Genomic DNA, 15,111 nt, shown 5'->3' on the forward strand with positions numbered 1-15,111 from the left:
GCGGTCCGGGCAGGACGACGAGCGCGGGGGCCAGATCAAGAACTCGGGGCGAGCGCGTTCACCCCGTCTTCCTAGACCGCTCCGGGTGGAAACGGAACGGGAACGATGTCGCGCCGCACGGGGACCGGTGGTCTGTCATTGGCGCGCCGCGATCCATGGTCCAGTCTGCAGCGAACCGGAGGTTGAATCATGCTCGCCCGAACCACGCTCGCCGCCGCCCTGACCCTGGCCTTCGCCAGCGCCGCCTCCGCTCAGATGGTGCCGCCGCCGGATCGTCCGATGATCATCGTCACCGGCATGGGCAAGGCGAGCAAACCTGCGGAATTCGCCCTTCTGGGCTTCACCGTCACCGGCGAGGGCAAGACCCCCGCCGAGGCGCTGAAGGCGATGAACGCCACCCGGGAGAAGATCGAGGCCAACTTGCGCGGACAGAAGGAGTTGAAGGTCACCGAACTGACCGCCGACCACTTGAACGTTCAGGATGCACGCGGCCCGGCATGCAGCGGCGCCCGTCCGATCGTTCCGCCGATCATGAACACCGGCGACTGCGCGGTGATCGGCGCCATCGCCTCGACCACCCTTCAGGCCCGACTTCAACCGCCTACGAAGCTGGGCGACGTCGCGTCGCTGGTGGTGCAACTGGGCGGCAAGGCGCCCCGCCCGCACGGGACCGGACTGCTGAACCGCCGCGCGCTGGAAGCCGAGGCGACGACCGCCGCCGTGGCCGACGCCCGGCGCGAGGCAGAGGTCCTGGCCAAGGCGGCCGCCGTGAAGCTCGGACCGATCCTGCGCATCCAGGACGGCGACAGCCGCTTCGATGTTCGCGACCTCATGGTCAGCGGCAATAGGATGGACGCGCCGCCGCCACCGATGCCCATTCCCCCGGTGATGGAGCGGGTCGAATCCCCCACCGCCCTGACTATCCGCGACATCGAGGCTAACGCCCGCGTGACGGTCATCTTCTCCATCGAGCCGTGATGCGGTTGAGGGCCGTATCCAAAACCCAATCCGCCGCATCGAAACATAAGGGGAACGTGTTATAGCCGTCGCATGGACGGCTCGGCGCCCTCTTCCCTTCTGCCTCCCCGCTTCGCGGACTGGTTCGCCTCGCGTGGGTGGAGCGCGCGGGCGCATCAGCTGGCCATGGTGCAGAAGGGCCGCGAGGGTCGGCATTCGGTGCTGATCGCGCCCACGGGCGGGGGCAAGACCCTGGCCGGGTTCCTGCCCAGCCTGATCGAACTGGCCGAGCGGCCGCCGTCCAACGGCCCCCTGCGCGGGGTCCACACCTTGTACATCTCGCCGCTCAAGGCGCTGGCCGTGGATGTCGAGCGCAACCTGATGGCGCCGATCCGCGAGATGGGCCTGCCCATCGTGGCCGAGAGCCGCACGGGCGACACCGGGGAGGCGCGCAAGGCCCGCCAGCGGCTGAAGCCCCCGGACATCCTGCTGACCACGCCCGAACAGCTGGCGCTGTTCTGCGCCTGGGAAGGCGCGAGGACCTATTTCGAGGACCTGCGCTGCGTCATCATCGACGAGGTCCACGCCATGTGGCCCAACAAGCGCGGCGACCTGCTGGCGCTGGGCCTGGCGCGCCTGCAGCAGTTCGCGCCGCAGATGCGGCGGGTCGGCCTGTCGGCGACGGTGGACGATCCGGGGCTGATCGCGGAGTGGCTGTCGCCTGCTTCTCCTCCCCCGCAAGCGGGGCAGGAGAAGAGCGGCTCAGACGTCGACATCGTCTTCGGCCAGGGCGGGGTCACGCCCAAGGTGGAGGTGCTGGTCAGCGGCGGGCGGGTGCCGTGGGCCGGGCATACGGCCGAGCACGCCATGGCCGAGCTGTACGAGATCATCAAGCGGCAAAAGACCACCCTGGTGTTCGTCAACACCCGCTTCCAGGCGGAGTTCGCGTTCCAGGAGCTGTGGGCCCTGAACGACGACGATCTGCCCATCGGCCTGCATCACGGCAGCCTGTCGGCGGAGCAGCGGCGCAAGGTCGAGGCGGCCATGGCGCGCGGCGATCTGCGAGCCATCGTCTGCACCTCGACCCTGGACATGGGCATCGACTGGGGCGACGTGGACCTGGTGGTGCAGCTGGCCGCGCCCAAGGGCAGCTCGCGCATGGTCCAGCGGATCGGGCGCTCGAACCACCGGCTGGACGAGCCGTCCAAGGCCCTGCTGGTGCCGGCCAACCGCTTCGAGATGCTGGAATGCCGGGCCGCCGCCGACGCCATCGTCGAGAACGCCCTGGACGGCGAGCCGCGCCGCACCGGCACGCTGGACGTCCTGGCCCAGCACGTCATGGGCTGCGCCTGTTCTGAGCCGTTCGACCTTGTGGCTTTGTACGACGAGGTGACCACCGCCGGCCCCTATCGCGGCCTGTCGTGGGAAGACTTCGAACAGGTGGTCGATTTCGTCTCGACCGGCGGCTATGCGCTGAAGACCTATGACCGCTTCCGCCGGATCGTGAAAAGCCGCGAGGACGGCCTCTGGCGCGTGCGCAACGCCCAAACCGCGCAGCGTCATCGCCTGAACGTCGGGGCGATCCTGTCGGCGGCGACGCTGAACGTGAAGGTCGCCATCGGCAAGCGCGGCGGGCGCAAGATCGGCCAGGCGGAGGAAGGCTTCTTCGAGCAGCTGAAGGCCGGCGACACCTTCGTCTTCGCGGGCCAGGTCTGGCGCTTCAACACCATCGTCGGCGAGGACGTGCTGGTCAGCCCGGCGCCCAAGGACAACCCCATGATCCTGTCATGGGGCGGGTCGAAGTTCCCCCTCTCCACCTACCTCGCCCAGCGGGTGCGGCGGATGATGTCGGACGAGCGGGAATGGAAGGCCCTGCCCGCCGACGTTCAGGAATGGCTCGGCTACCAGAAGGCGCGCTCGGCCCTGCCGTCCGAGGACGAGCTGCTGGTGGAGACCTTCCCGCGCGGCAAGCGGCACCACATGGTCTGCTACAGCTTCGAGGGACGGCATGCGCACAACACTCTGGCCATGCTGCTGACCCGGCGAATGGAGCGGGCCGGTTTGCAGCCGCTGGGCTTCGTGGCCAACGACTACGCGGTCAACATCTGGGCGCTGAAGCCGTTGGACGAGGCCGACCTCGACGCCCTGTTCGACCAGGACATGCTGGGCGACGACCTGGAGGCGTGGCTGGACGAAAGCTACATGATGAAGCGCACCTTCAAGGGGGCGGCGATCATCGCGGGGCTGATCGAGCGGCGCTTCCCCGGCCAGGAGAAGAGCGGCCGGCAGGTGACCTTCAGCGCCGACCTGATCTACGACGTGCTGCGCAAGCACCAGCCGGACCACCTGCTGCTGAAGTGCGCGCGGCAGGATGCGGCGACCGACCTCATCGACGTGGCGCGCGTGGCGGGGTTCCTGCGGCGCATCAAGGGCCGCATCCGGCATGCGGCCCTGTCCAAGGTTTCGCCCTTCGCCGTGCCGATCATGCTGGAGATCGGGCGCGAACGGGTGAACCTGGGCGATGCGGGCGACGCCATCCTGGCCGAGGCCGAAGCCGACCTGATCGCGGAGGCGCTGGCTTGAGTTCGAGCCGTTTCAGTTTCGCCGCCAATCCTTGCGGAGGATTGCGCGTGGGCCTGCATGGGGCCGAGCCGGTGCTGCGCGCCTCCGGCGCCCTGTGGCTGGAGGCCGAGCGCGCCCTGGTGGTGGCGGACCTGCACTTCGAGAAAGGCAGCGCCTACGCCGCGCGCGGCCAGATGCTGCCGCCCTATGACACCCGCGAGACCCTGGACCGGCTGGAGCGGGAGCTGGCGGCGACCAACCCGGCCCTGCTGGTGTTCCTGGGCGACAGCTTCCACGACGGGACGGCCGAGGACCGGCTGGCGCAGGACGACGCCGTGCGGATCGCGGGTCTTGCCAAGGGCCGCACCCTGGTCTGGGCGGTGGGCAACCACGACGAAGACGGGCCCCAGACCCTGCCCGGCGAGATCATCGACGAGATCGAACTGTCGGGCCTGACCTTCCGCCATGAGCCGGAGCCGGGCGAGCAACCGGGCGAGGTCGCGGGCCACCTGCATCCCTGCGCCCGGGTGGCGGCGGGCGGCGGATCGGTGCGGCGGCGGTGCTTCGTCACCGACGGGCGGCGGCTGGTGATGCCGGCCTTCGGCGCCTTCACCGGCGGCCTGAACATCATGGACAAGGCCTTCGCCGGCCTGTTCGCGGCGGCGCCCATCGCCGGAGCGCTGGGGCGTGGGAAGGTCCATGCGGTCGGCTGGAAGTCGCTGCGGCCGGATTAGCGCCGACAAATCCTTCCCCTCTGGGGGGAGGTGTCCCGGAGGGACGGAGGGGGTCTGCTGCGTCAGAGCCTAGTCTCGCCCACTCCACCACTTCGTGGTCCCCCTCCCCCAGAGGGGGAGGATTTTGTCTCGTCTACAGGCTCATCGCCTGCTCGAGCGCCACCGCCAGAGCAATAGCCGCCCCGGCGGTAAGCAAAGTGCGCAGGCGCGGGCGCCAGGACGGGCCGTCGTGGCTGGTGGCGTCCCACAGCCATTGCAGCAGCAGCGCGGTCAGCACCCCGGCGATCTGCCAGACCGGGCCGAAATTGTCGCCGCCCAGCAGCAGCAGCCAGGCGATGGCCGGCGCGGCCAGGGAGAGGCCCAGCACCAGCCAGCGCGGTTGCGGCTTGTCGATCTCCAGCCCCGCATGGATGCCGCCCAGATAGGACAGCAGCGCGGTGGCGTAGGCGATCAGGCTGACCAGTCCGGCGGCGCGCAGATGCGACGGGCCGAAGCAGAACACCGCCGAGGCGGCGAACAGCGGCAGGATGGTCAGGACGCCGAGCATCCAGATCGCGCGGGGGGGCTTGGTCGCCAGGTCCATGAAGATCAGCTCCTGCGGAACACGACGGAGGCGGCCCAGCCCGCCAAGAGAGCGATCGCCACCGAAGCCAGACCATAGATCCAAGGCCGCCGGTGGGCGAAGAGATAAAGATTACGCTCCAGGCCGGCCTTTTCCACCGTCAGGGTGCGGTCGCGGATGGAGACGGGACGACCGTCCTGGAACAGAATGATGCGGGCGTCGTACTTGCCGATGGGCGCGGCGGTCGGCAGGGCGAGCTGCGCCCGGAACAGGCCCCGGTCGACAAAGCGCACACCGTCGGGTTCGGCGGCGTAGAGGCCGGCCTTCTCCTTCAGGCGGATCACGGCGCGGCGCCAGTCCAGATAGTCCGCTCCAAGACGGCTGACGACCATGTCGCGCACGCCGTAGCGGCGCTCGATCCGCTGTTCCTCCGGCGCGGCGATGGCCAGGTGGTCGAGGCCAGCGTTCAGCTCGCGCAGGGTCGAGAAGCTGGCGATCTGGTTCAGCGGCTTGGTCGAGGCGGCGATGTAGAAGCCCGGCGCGCCGGTGAACACCACCGGGCGGCTGTTCAACCAGACGCCGGCGACGCGGTTCTTTTCCGCCAGGCGAATCGGTTGCTCGGGCCCGCTGACTAGGATCACCACGTCGCTGGGGCGCTGGGCGGGATCGAAGACCGCGCCGTAGATGACGATGTCGGCCCCGCGGAAGCCGGAGGTGACCTTGACCTCGGTCTCGGTCAGGGCGGCGGAGACGGCGGGGATCGGCGGCGGCAGGTCGATCGCCATCAGCCCGCCCCCGAGACCAGGACAAACGGGTCTTCCGGCCGGATGAACAGGTCCAAGCCCATGCGCAGCCCGACCAGGAGCACCAGCAGGCCCAGCAGCGCCCGCAGCTCCTCGGCGCGGAAGCGGGACGACATGCGGGCGCCGAACTGCGCGCCCACCACCCCGCCGACCAGCAGCAGGGTCGCCAGGACGATATCCACCGTCTGGTTGCGGCCGGCCTGCAGCACGCTGGTCAGGCTGGTGGTGATGATGATCTGGAACAGGCTGGTGCCGACGACCACGCCGGCCGGCATGCGCAGCAGATAGACCATGGCCGGCACCAGGATGAAGCCGCCGCCCACGCCCATGATGGCCGACAGGATGCCGACGAAGACGCCCAGCACGATGGGCGGGATCACGCTGATATAGAGCCGCGACTTGGGGAACCGCACCTTCAGCGGCAGGCCGTACAGCCACATGGGCCGTCGGTCGCGCGGGGCGGCCGGCGCCTCGCCCCGGCGGCGGCGCAGGATGGAGCGCAGGGACTCCATGAGCATCAGCCCGCCGATGACGCCCAGGAACAGCAGGTAGGAGACCGACACCACCAAGTCCGCCTGGCCCAGCAGGCGCAGCAGGCGGAACACCTCGACCCCGAGGAAGGCGCCGATGACGCCGCCGGACGCCAGGACCCCGCCCATGCGGAAGTCCACCGCCCGCTTGCGGCTATAGGCGATGACGCTGGAGACCGACGAGGCGGCCACGTGGTTGGCCTCCGAGGCCACGGCCACCACCGGCGGAATGCCGAGGAAGACCAGGACCGGGGTCATCAGGAAGCCGCCGCCGATGCCGAACAGGCCGGAGATGAAGCCGACCAGCGCCCCCAGCGCCACGAGCAGGGGCGCGTTCACGGAGACTTCCGCTATGGGCAGATAGAGGTCCAAACCACGCCTTCCACACCCGGACCGGTCGCCCGGTCCTACGCCACCCCTGACGTCTTACTGCGCGAAGGCCGCCAGTCGCGCAACCAGCTCCGGATCGGCCTTGCCGGTCGTCGAGAGCCCCTGGTCGCGCTGATAGGCGGAGATCGCCAGGCGAAGCGCCGGCGACGACACGCCGTCCTGCGGCCCCTGATAGTAGCCGAGACGCGACAAGGCCTTCTGAGCCGTGACCAGCCCGGTGGCGGTGCTGGCCGATGCGATGGCGGCGGCGGGCGCGGCCGCTCCTGCCGCGCGGAAGCCGGTGGCGGCGCGCTCGGCGGTCGCTTGGACCTGGGCGTTCAGCTTGGCTTTCAGGCGCACGGCGCTGGCGCGGGCCTCGTCATCTCCGGCGCGGCCGGCGATCAGATACCACTTGTAGGCCTCGGCCTCGTCCTGGGCGACGCCGAAGCCGGCCTCGTAAATGCGGCCGAGATTGTACTGGCTGTCCACCAGGCCCAGATCGGCGGCCTTGCGGAACCACTCGGCGGCGACGGCGGGGTTCTTCTGACCGCCCTGCCCCTCGAAGTAGTAGAGGCCGAGATTGTGCATGGCCTTGCGGTCGCCGCCCTGGGCGGCGCGTTCGGTCCAGCGACGGGCCTCCGCCGGGTTGGCCTTCAGGCCGCCTTCGCCGTTCTCGTACAGCTTGGCCATGTAGAACTGGGCCGCCGGATGGCCGGCCTCGGCGATGTTGCGCAGAGGCGCCACGGCGGTCGCGTCGCCCGCCTCGATCCGGCGCACGGCGGTTTCATAGGCCTTGGTCTGGTCTTCGGTGATCGACGCCGCAAGGGTCGGGGCGACGGTCGGCGAAGCGATGGCGACGGCGGCGCGGGCGTTCTCGAGCGGCGCGCGCGGGGCCGTCCCGTCGGTCTTGGACCCAGCCTTTTCGGAGTTGTTGCTCAGCACCAGGCCGGTGGTCATCATCCCCAGCAGGGCCACGCCCGCGCCGAAGAAGGCCACGGTCTGCATGGACGAGCCGGCGCGACGGCCGCCCCGGCGAGAGCCCATGAAGCCCGAGAAGAACGAGCGCGAACCACCCGACGGCGTCAGGCCGAAGGGGCGCGTCTCGGCGCTGGACTGGGCGGCGCGCGCGGCGGCGCGGGCCTGCTCAACCGCCTCGCGGGTCGACAGGACGCGGACCGGTTCCGGATCGCCTTCCGGCGTCAGCAGGTAGTTCTGGCCGCTGCCGAACAGGTCCCGACCGTCCGGCGTCTCTTCGGACTCGTGCAGCGGGATGAAGCCGTCGGCCGCGTCGAAATCCTCGTCCGTGAAGCCGAGGTCGTCCGGCGAGCGGGCCGCCAGCGGATCGTCTTCGTACTCGACTGGGTCCGCCGGTTCGAACAGCGAGGCGAGTTCCGGCTCCGCCTCGGGTTGCGGCTCAGGCTTGGCGGCGACCGGCTCGGCCGGACGCGCGAAGGTCTGGGCGGTCAGCGGCGGACGATGATCCTCGACCCCAACCTCGGAGAACGAGAACCGTCCCTCGGAGAAGGACGCGGCGCGCTCCTCCAGGCCTTCGGAGACGAAGGCGGTGGCCGTCGGCGCAGGCGCGGGCGTTTCGGCCGGCGCCTCAGAAACCGGATGGGCCAGACGGCGGCGCGCGCCCTGCAGGCCGGCGTCGACCTTCTCGCGGGCTTCCTCCAGAAGGCGCGCCGTGCGCTCCTCGCTCTGGCGGATGCGCTCGCTCAGTTCGCTGGTGACGCGTTCCTGGCGTTCGGTCAGGCGCTCGCCCACGCGGGCCACCTGCTCGCCCACGTCGTCGATGGCGCGGGCGTTGCGCTGCTCGGCCGTGGCGATGCGTTCGGACAGACGCTCGGTGATGCGGGCGATCTCGCCGCCGAGGCGCTCCAGCGCCTGGGCCTGGACAAGGTCGGCGCGGGCCAGCTTGCCGTCGGTCGTGGCGGCGACGCGGGCGATTTCGGCCCCCATCTTCTCCACGGCGTCGGCGTTGCGATCCTCGACGTCCTTGATCTTGGCGTTCATGGCGCCGGCGATGGACATCACCTCGCGACCCATGCGCTCCAGGGCGCCGGTCGAGCGGCGCTCGGCCGCCTCCACATGCGATTGCAGGGTATGGAAGGAAGCTTCCAGGGTGTTCAGGCGGCCGCCGGCGGACTTCTCCAGCTGGACCGTCATCTCCGCCCGGGCGGCTTCCATGCGGCGCGAGAGGTCGGCGGCCAGGGCGCCCAGGCCCTCGCCGCCGATCCCCGCCCCGCCCTCGACGGCCTTGAGGCGTTCGTCGAGGGTGATGAAGGATGCGCTCAGCTCCAGCAGGGCGTCGGCGGTTTTGGCCTCCGCCGCTTCCAGCCGCTGGGCCACACGCGAAACCACGGCCTCGACCAGGGCGTCAGTATCGACCGCACGCCCGCTCGAGGTCTTCAGTCCGTCCAGCGCGATCTTGGTCTTGGCCTCGCCCTCATAGACCTGGCCAGCCAGCTTGCCGATGGCGCTTTCCAGGGTCTTGATCGCCTCGGTGGAGGCGGCGTCGGCCCCGCCCAGCTCCATGCGACGCAGGCGGTCGGCGGCGCGTTGCTGCTCCTGGCCCAGATCGCTGATCGCGCCCTCGAAGCGGGCGGCGACAGCCACGGCGTCGCGCTCGGCCGTCTCCAGTCGGGCGATGACGTTGCGGACGGAATGGTCGATGCCGGTGACGGCGCGGGCCTGGCGCGCTTCGGCCGCCTCGATGCGTTCGGACAGGCGCTCCAGCGCCAGGGCGATGCGACCGGCCTCGTCCAGCGGATAGCCCGACGGATCGAACCGCGACTCGCGCTGCGAACGCGGATGGTCGAGGACGTTGTGACCTTGCGGACGGCCGCCGTAGGCGCTGTCGCCAAGGTCCGGCGCATCATCCTCAAGGATCATGCGGTTGAGCCACTCACCGAGCGTCATGCCGGAGCGGCGGGCGAGATCCTTTGCGATCTCACGCGCTTTGGGGTCGATCCCCTTCACGCTCCACGGCGCCCCCGCGCTCATCGAATTGATCTCCAGGCACTCTTCACACGAGACGCTAGCCAGCGAGCCCTAGTGTGTAAACGCGGAGTTAACGCTAAATCTGGGGTCCGACGATAATGTCTGTGGACGAACGCTTGCATACGGGAACCGACGTGGGCAGGTGTGCGGCATGACGCTGACGACCACTGTGATCGCCGCCATCGGCTTTTTGACGGCCGCCGTATTCTGCGGCTGGCGCGGCGCCCAGCCGTCGAACCCGGCCAAGGGCCCGCGCATGATTCCATGGCGGCCGATGATGATGCTGGCCGCGGTCGGATCCCTGATGATGCTGGTCCACCTGGCCAATCTGATGGGCGTGCAGACCGGGCGCTAAGCGGCCTTCTTGGGCTCCTTGGGGCGCTTGGTCAGGCCCGCCACGCCGCCGCTGGACAACAGGCCGACGTCGGCCATCAGCAGCGGGATGACCCACTTGTGCGGGGCAGCCACATAGCGAGGCCGCCACAGCGGATCGTACTTGTCCTTGTACCGGCGCACGCCCCGGAAATTGTAGATGTCCTCGCCCCGCTCGAAGAGCAGGTGGCCCACCCGCGACAGGATCGGCGCCAGGCGGCGATCCTCCAGGCCCGCCAGGGGCGCGACGCCGAACTCGAACCCGGCGTAGCCCTGGTCGCGGCCCCACTGCAGAAGCTCCACGAACAGGAAGTCCATGATGTTGGGCGGCGCGCCGTCAGAATAGCGCATCAGGTCCATGGAGAAGGTCGACTTGTCCGGCGTCGTCCACAGGGTGGCGAAAGCGACGATCTTGCCCTCCACCCGCACCAGGGCGGTGGGGAATTCGCAGACATAGCGCGGGTCGAAACGGCCCATGGAGAAGCTCTTCTCCCCGCCGGCGTGACGGCCAAGCCAGGCGTCGGAAACCGCCTGCAGGTCTTCCATCACGGCCCCGGCGGCGCCGGCTTCGATCACCTCGAACAGCGCCCCGCCCTCGCCGGCCTTGCGCCAGTTGCGGCGCAGGACCTCGCGGCGGCGCCCCTGAAGGGAGAAGCCTTCCAGCTGAACGACGGCGCTTTCGCCGGTCTTCTGGATGGAGAAACCCAGCTCGACCACGTCTGGCAGGTCCTCGGGATCAAGGCCGTAAAGCGCGGTGCGCGCGCCATGCGCGTCGGCCAGTTCGCGGAAGCGCCAGAGCAGGTCCATGCGCTCGTCCCGCTGGCCCACCGGCCCGCCCATGGCGATCCAGGAGCGCCCGCGCACGCCGAACATCAGGAAGCTCTGGCCCGACGGCGAGAACAGGAAGCGCTTGTCGCCCAGCAGGGCCAGGTTGGACTCCGGCTCGGCGTTCTCGGCCGAGGCCAGGATCGAGCGGACCTTGGCGAAATCCTCGTCGGCGTCGCCGATCACCTTGGGCGTCGCCGTGGTGGCGAACAGGCGCCAGACCCCGATCGCCAGCAGCAGCACCGCCGCCCCGGCAGAGGAGCGCACCGTGCGCATGTAGTCTTCATCCGCCAGAGCCCGCCACCACGGCTGGCTGCGATAGTCGGCGTGGAAGAACGCCCACCGCCCGATCAGCCACGCTCCCAGCAGCACCGCCACCGCTGAGAACATCCAGCCCGGCGTCAGCTCCATCTGCATCAGCCGCGACTTGCGGGGGAACGCGGGGTGAAGCGGCGAGAATACAACGGCGGAAAAGCCGAGCAGCAAGGCCTCTTCCCAGTTCAGCCCCTTGAGCACGGCCAGGATCGTGGAGGCCCACAACAGGGCGACCGCCGCCCACCAGGCCGCGTCGATCCGCGCCCGCAGGCCGAAGGCCAGCATCAGCAACAGCAGCCCGATCATCGAGGACAGGGTGTGGCTGGCCTCGATCAGCCATTGCGGCGCAACGCGCAGCAGGAAGACGAAGCGCTCCGGCTCCGATGGGGTCGCGCCCGAGGTCAGCAGCATGACGCCGGCCACGGCGGCCAGGATCGAGGCCAGTGTCGGCGCCACCGCAAGCAGGGCCGCCCGAATCTCACGGATCGGAGTCATGCGCCTTGGGTACGCGCGGGCGGTGACAGTCTCAACCGTTGCAATGACGCACCGCCCCGATGCGAACAATCGTTTGAATCAGCTTGCGTCGCCGCGCGCGCCAAGGGCATGCTTGCCTCAACGACAAGATCATCGAGGGAGGACGGTCATGGCCGATTTCGGCGGAACCGATCTGGAGGCCTTCCGGGCCGAAACGCGGGCCTGGCTGGCGGAGAACTATCCGGAGTCCCTGAACGCCCCGATGGGTGAGGACGACGCCCCGTGGGGCGGCCGTAAGTTCGTCTGGAAGAACCCCGACGCCAAGCTCTGGCTGGACCGCATGGCCGCCAAGGGCTGGACCGCGCCCATGTGGCCCAAGGAGTACGGCGGCGGCGGCCTGTCCAAGGACGAGAACAAGGTGCTGGAGCAGGAGCTGCGCCGCATCCGCGCCCGTCCCGCCCTGATGAGCTTCGGCGTGTGGATGCTGGGCCCGGTGCTGCTGGAATACGCCACCGAGGAGCAGAAGCAGAAGTTCATCCCCTCGATCATTCGCGGCGAGACCCGCTGGTGCCAGGGCTACTCCGAACCCGGCGCGGGCTCCGACCTGGCCGCCCTGCAGACCAAGTGCGAGGACAAGGGCGATCACTTCCTGATCAACGGCCAGAAGGTGTGGACCTCCTACGCCGATCAGGCCGACTGGATCTTCTGCCTTGTACGCACCGACACCTCGAAGAAGCATGAGGGCATCAGCTTCGTCCTGTTCGACATGACGACGCCGGGCGTCGAGGCGCGGCCGATCAAGCTGATCAGCGGCTCGTCCCCGTTCTGCGAGACCTTCTTCGACAATGTGAAGGTCCCCAAGGACCAGATGGTCGGCAAGCTGAACGGCGGCTGGGACATCGCCAAGCGGCTGCTGCAGTACGAGCGCCAGAACATCTCCGCGTCCGGCTTCGGCGGCGGCGGCGGTCTGGACCTGGTCGAGGTGGCCAAGAAGGAGATCGGGGTCGACGACCAGGGCCGCATCGACGACGGCGACCTGCGCGCCCGCATCGCCGCCCACCGCATGGACGCCCACGCCTTCATGCTGACCGTGCGTCGGGCCGAGGCGGAGTCCAAGGCTAGCAAGGGCCCCAGCGCCGCCGTATCGATCATCAAATACGCCGCCGCCAAGATGAACCAGGAGCGGTACGAACTGATGGTCGAGGCCATGGGCCTGCAAGGCCTGGGCTGGGAGGGCGAAGGCTTCGCCAAGGATGAGCTGGCGGTGACGCGCGGATGGCTGCGCTCGAAGGGCAACTCCATCGAGGGCGGCACCAGCGAAGTGAACCTGAACGTCGTGGCCAAGCGGGTGCTCGGCCTGCTCGACCACCAATAAGGCCCATAGAGAACAAGGGAAAACCAACATGGCCGTGCTCAACGAAGAACAGACCATGCTGCGCGACGCCGCGCGAGAATGGACCCAGGAGAACGCCCCGACCACCGCCCTGCGCAAGCTGCGCGACGGCAAGTCCAAGGCCACCTTCCACGCCCCCACCTGGGCCGAGATGGGCCAGATGGGCTGGGCCGGCGTCATCGTGCCGGAAGAACATGGCGGCTCGGCCTTCGGCTATCTGAGCCTGGGTCTGGTGTTGGAGGAGACGGGCCGTACCCTGGCCGCCTCTCCGCTGATCTCCACCGCCCTGACGGCGGCGTCCGCCCTGATGCTGGGCGGCTCGGACCCGCAGAAGGCCGAGTGGCTGCCCAGGATCGCCGGCGGCGAGATCGTCGCCACCCTGGCCGTGGACGAAGGTTCCCACCACGCGCCGGAGAAGACCGCCCTCAAGGCCGAGAAGAACGGCGGCGGCTGGGTGTTGAACGGGACCAAGACCTTCGTGCTGGACGGCGAGGCCGCCGACCTGCTGATCGTCGCCGCCCGCACCAGCGGCAAGGGAACCGACGGCATCACCCTGTTCCTGGTGGCCGGCGACGCGCCAGGCGTCATCCGCAGCCACCTGTCCCTGGCCGACAGCCGGGGCGCGGCCAAGATCACCTTCGAGGGCGTCGAGGTCGGCGCCGACGCGGTGCTGGGCGAAGCGGACAAGGGCTGGGCCGTTCTGGAGCCGACCCTGGATCGCGCCCGCGCCGGCCTAGCGGCCGAGATGCTGGGCACGGCGACTCAGGCGTTCGAGATCACCCTCGAGTATCTGAAGACCCGCACCCAGTTTGGTCAGGTGATCGGCACGTTCCAGGCGCTGCAGCACCGGGCGGCCAAGATGTTCACCGACCTGGAGATGACCCGCTCCTGCGTCGAGGCGGCCCTGGAAGCCATCGACGCCGGTCAGGACGCCCGCGCGACCGCCTCGTTGGCCAAGGCCCGGGCCAACGAGATTCTGCACCTGGCTTCAATCGAAATGGTGCAAATGCACGGCGGCATCGGTATGACCGATGAACACGACGCGGGCCTTTACATGAAAAGGGCTCGCATCGCGGAAGCGTTGTTCGGCGGGACCACGTATCATCGCGATCGTTACGGGCGGGTTTTGGGCTTTTAGTCGCACATTACGAGCCTTTAACCGAACAACGGTCCGCGCGATCTTGGCCTGGGGACGGCGTTGCGTTACACGGGCGCCCGTATCTGGGGAATTACACATGCGAAAGATCCTGACTGCCGCTGTCGCGGCGACGGCCCTGCTGGGCCTGGCTCAACCCGCCGCCGCGCAATACGGCATGGACAAGAAGGGCCCGAAGAACACGGCGACGCCGGAGCTTCCGAAGTGCGCCCAACCTCTGGGCACGGCCGCCATTCAGGAGCCGGAAAACCAGTGGTGGACCTCGCTGGGTCTGTCCAACCCGGAAGCCCTGCTGAAGCTGTTCGCCATGCGCTCGGGCTGCCTGCGCATCGTCGACCGCAACGGCGGCCTGGCCATGCGCCAGGGCGAACGTGAGCTGGGCGGCGAACTGGCGCGCGGTTCGAACATCGGCAGGGGCCAGGTCAAGGCCGCCGACTTCTTCATCGTCCCGGACATCGCCAATTCGAACGCCAACGCCGGCGGCATGAACCTGGGCGCCGTGAGCGGCTTCATCCCGGGTCCGGTCGGCTTCCTGGCCGGCAACCTGAAGACCAAGAAGGCCCAGGCGCACACCCTGATCACCCTGGTCGACGCCCGCACCACCGAGCAGCTCTACATCGCCGAGGGCACCGCCCAGAAAACCGACCTGTCGCTGGGCGGCGGCGGTTACGGCGGCGGCTTCGGCGCGGTGGCCGGCGGCTATTCCGACACCGAAATCGGCAAGGTCATCACGGCGGCCTACTTCAACGCCTATGTGGACCTGGTGAACTACATGCGGGCCCAGGCCCCGAACCAGGCGTCCGCCGCGGCTCCGGCCGCCGGACAGACCGCCAAGGTCGCCCTCAGCCTGCGCGCCACCCCGGCCCCGACTGGCAAGGTCGTGGTCCCGGTCGACGCCGGCGACGTCCTCTACCCCACCGGCCAGCGCAACGGCGTCTGGATGGAAGTGGACGACGAGAACGGCAACCGCGGCTGGGTCTCCTCGGCCCAGATCACCGCGCGCTAAGCCGGCCGATCGCCAGACGAATGAAGCCGCCCGGTCCGCCGGGCGGCTTT

At 69.2% G+C, this 15,111-nt stretch carries 12 protein-coding genes; 7 read left to right on the forward strand and 5 right to left on the reverse strand.

The features are described 5' to 3' along the window. Nucleotides 1-189 precede the first annotated feature (189 nt). From ABOZ73_RS02665 to pdeM, 3 genes are all read left to right on the forward strand, one after another. Nucleotides 190-978 (forward strand): SIMPL domain-containing protein, encoded by a 789-nt coding sequence (locus ABOZ73_RS02665; protein WP_369060492.1) that lies wholly within the window; start codon nt 190-192, stop codon nt 976-978. Nucleotides 979-1,050: 72 nt separating this feature from the next. Continuing rightward, on the forward strand, nt 1,051-3,540 hold the full coding sequence (locus tag ABOZ73_RS02670) for a ligase-associated DNA damage response DEXH box helicase (protein WP_369060493.1): 2,490 nt from the start codon (nt 1,051-1,053) through the stop codon (nt 3,538-3,540). Between the two features lie 47 nt (nt 3,541-3,587). Beyond that, nucleotides 3,588-4,253 (forward strand): ligase-associated DNA damage response endonuclease PdeM, encoded by a 666-nt coding sequence (gene pdeM / locus ABOZ73_RS02675; RefSeq protein WP_369060494.1) that lies wholly within the window; start codon nt 3,588-3,590, stop codon nt 4,251-4,253. A 133-nt stretch (nt 4,254-4,386) separates the two neighbouring features. Here pdeM and ABOZ73_RS02680 read toward each other — a convergent pair whose 3' ends face one another. The 4 genes from ABOZ73_RS02680 to ABOZ73_RS02695 are packed head-to-tail and all read right to left on the reverse strand — an operon-like array spanning nt 4,387 to nt 9,523. Further along, entirely contained in the window at nt 4,387-4,836 is a 450-nt protein-coding gene (locus ABOZ73_RS02680) for a DUF3429 domain-containing protein (RefSeq protein WP_369060496.1), read from the reverse strand. 5 nt (nt 4,837-4,841) lie between these two features. Further along, nucleotides 4,842-5,600, reverse strand: coding sequence for a TIGR02186 family protein (locus ABOZ73_RS02685; protein WP_369060498.1), 759 nt, complete (start codon nt 5,598-5,600; stop codon nt 4,842-4,844). After that, nucleotides 5,600-6,520, reverse strand: a complete 921-nt coding sequence (locus ABOZ73_RS02690; protein ID WP_369060500.1) for a sulfite exporter TauE/SafE family protein — start codon at nt 6,518-6,520, stop codon at nt 5,600-5,602. Before ABOZ73_RS02690 ends, ABOZ73_RS02685 begins: the two co-directional genes overlap by 1 nt. A gap of 54 nt (nt 6,521-6,574) precedes the next feature. Further along, nucleotides 6,575-9,523 (reverse strand): peptidoglycan-binding protein, encoded by a 2,949-nt coding sequence (locus ABOZ73_RS02695; protein WP_369060502.1) that lies wholly within the window; start codon nt 9,521-9,523, stop codon nt 6,575-6,577. A 148-nt stretch (nt 9,524-9,671) separates the two neighbouring features. On the opposite strand from ABOZ73_RS02695, the gene ABOZ73_RS02700 reads away from it, so the two are divergent. Continuing rightward, complete coding sequence (locus ABOZ73_RS02700) at nt 9,672-9,875, forward strand: hypothetical protein (protein WP_369060504.1); 204 nt, start codon at nt 9,672-9,674, stop codon at nt 9,873-9,875. On the opposite strand, the gene ABOZ73_RS02705 is transcribed toward ABOZ73_RS02700, so the two are convergent. Beyond that, nucleotides 9,872-11,527, reverse strand: a complete 1,656-nt coding sequence (locus tag ABOZ73_RS02705) for a phosphatidylglycerol lysyltransferase domain-containing protein (protein ID WP_369060506.1) — start codon at nt 11,525-11,527, stop codon at nt 9,872-9,874. The genes ABOZ73_RS02700 and ABOZ73_RS02705 overlap by 4 nt on opposite strands. Before the next feature lie 148 nt (nt 11,528-11,675). On the opposite strand from ABOZ73_RS02705, the gene ABOZ73_RS02710 reads away from it, so the two are divergent. The 3 genes from ABOZ73_RS02710 (at nt 11,676) to ABOZ73_RS02720 (ending at nt 15,061) form a co-directional block, all read left to right on the forward strand. Beyond that, the gene (locus ABOZ73_RS02710) at nt 11,676-12,881 is read left to right on the forward strand and encodes an acyl-CoA dehydrogenase family protein (RefSeq protein ID WP_369060508.1); all 1,206 of its coding nucleotides are present in this window, start codon (nt 11,676-11,678) and stop codon (nt 12,879-12,881) included. Between the two features lie 28 nt (nt 12,882-12,909). Continuing rightward, nucleotides 12,910-14,037 (forward strand): acyl-CoA dehydrogenase family protein, encoded by a 1,128-nt coding sequence (locus tag ABOZ73_RS02715; RefSeq protein ID WP_369060510.1) that lies wholly within the window; start codon nt 12,910-12,912, stop codon nt 14,035-14,037. A gap of 97 nt (nt 14,038-14,134) precedes the next feature. Then, complete coding sequence (locus ABOZ73_RS02720) at nt 14,135-15,061, forward strand: SH3 domain-containing protein (RefSeq protein WP_369060511.1); 927 nt, start codon at nt 14,135-14,137, stop codon at nt 15,059-15,061. Nucleotides 15,062-15,111: the final 50 nt, after the last annotated feature.

The sequence above is a fragment of the Caulobacter sp. 73W genome, assembly GCF_041021955.1.
GTDB lineage: Bacteria > Pseudomonadota > Alphaproteobacteria > Caulobacterales > Caulobacteraceae > Caulobacter.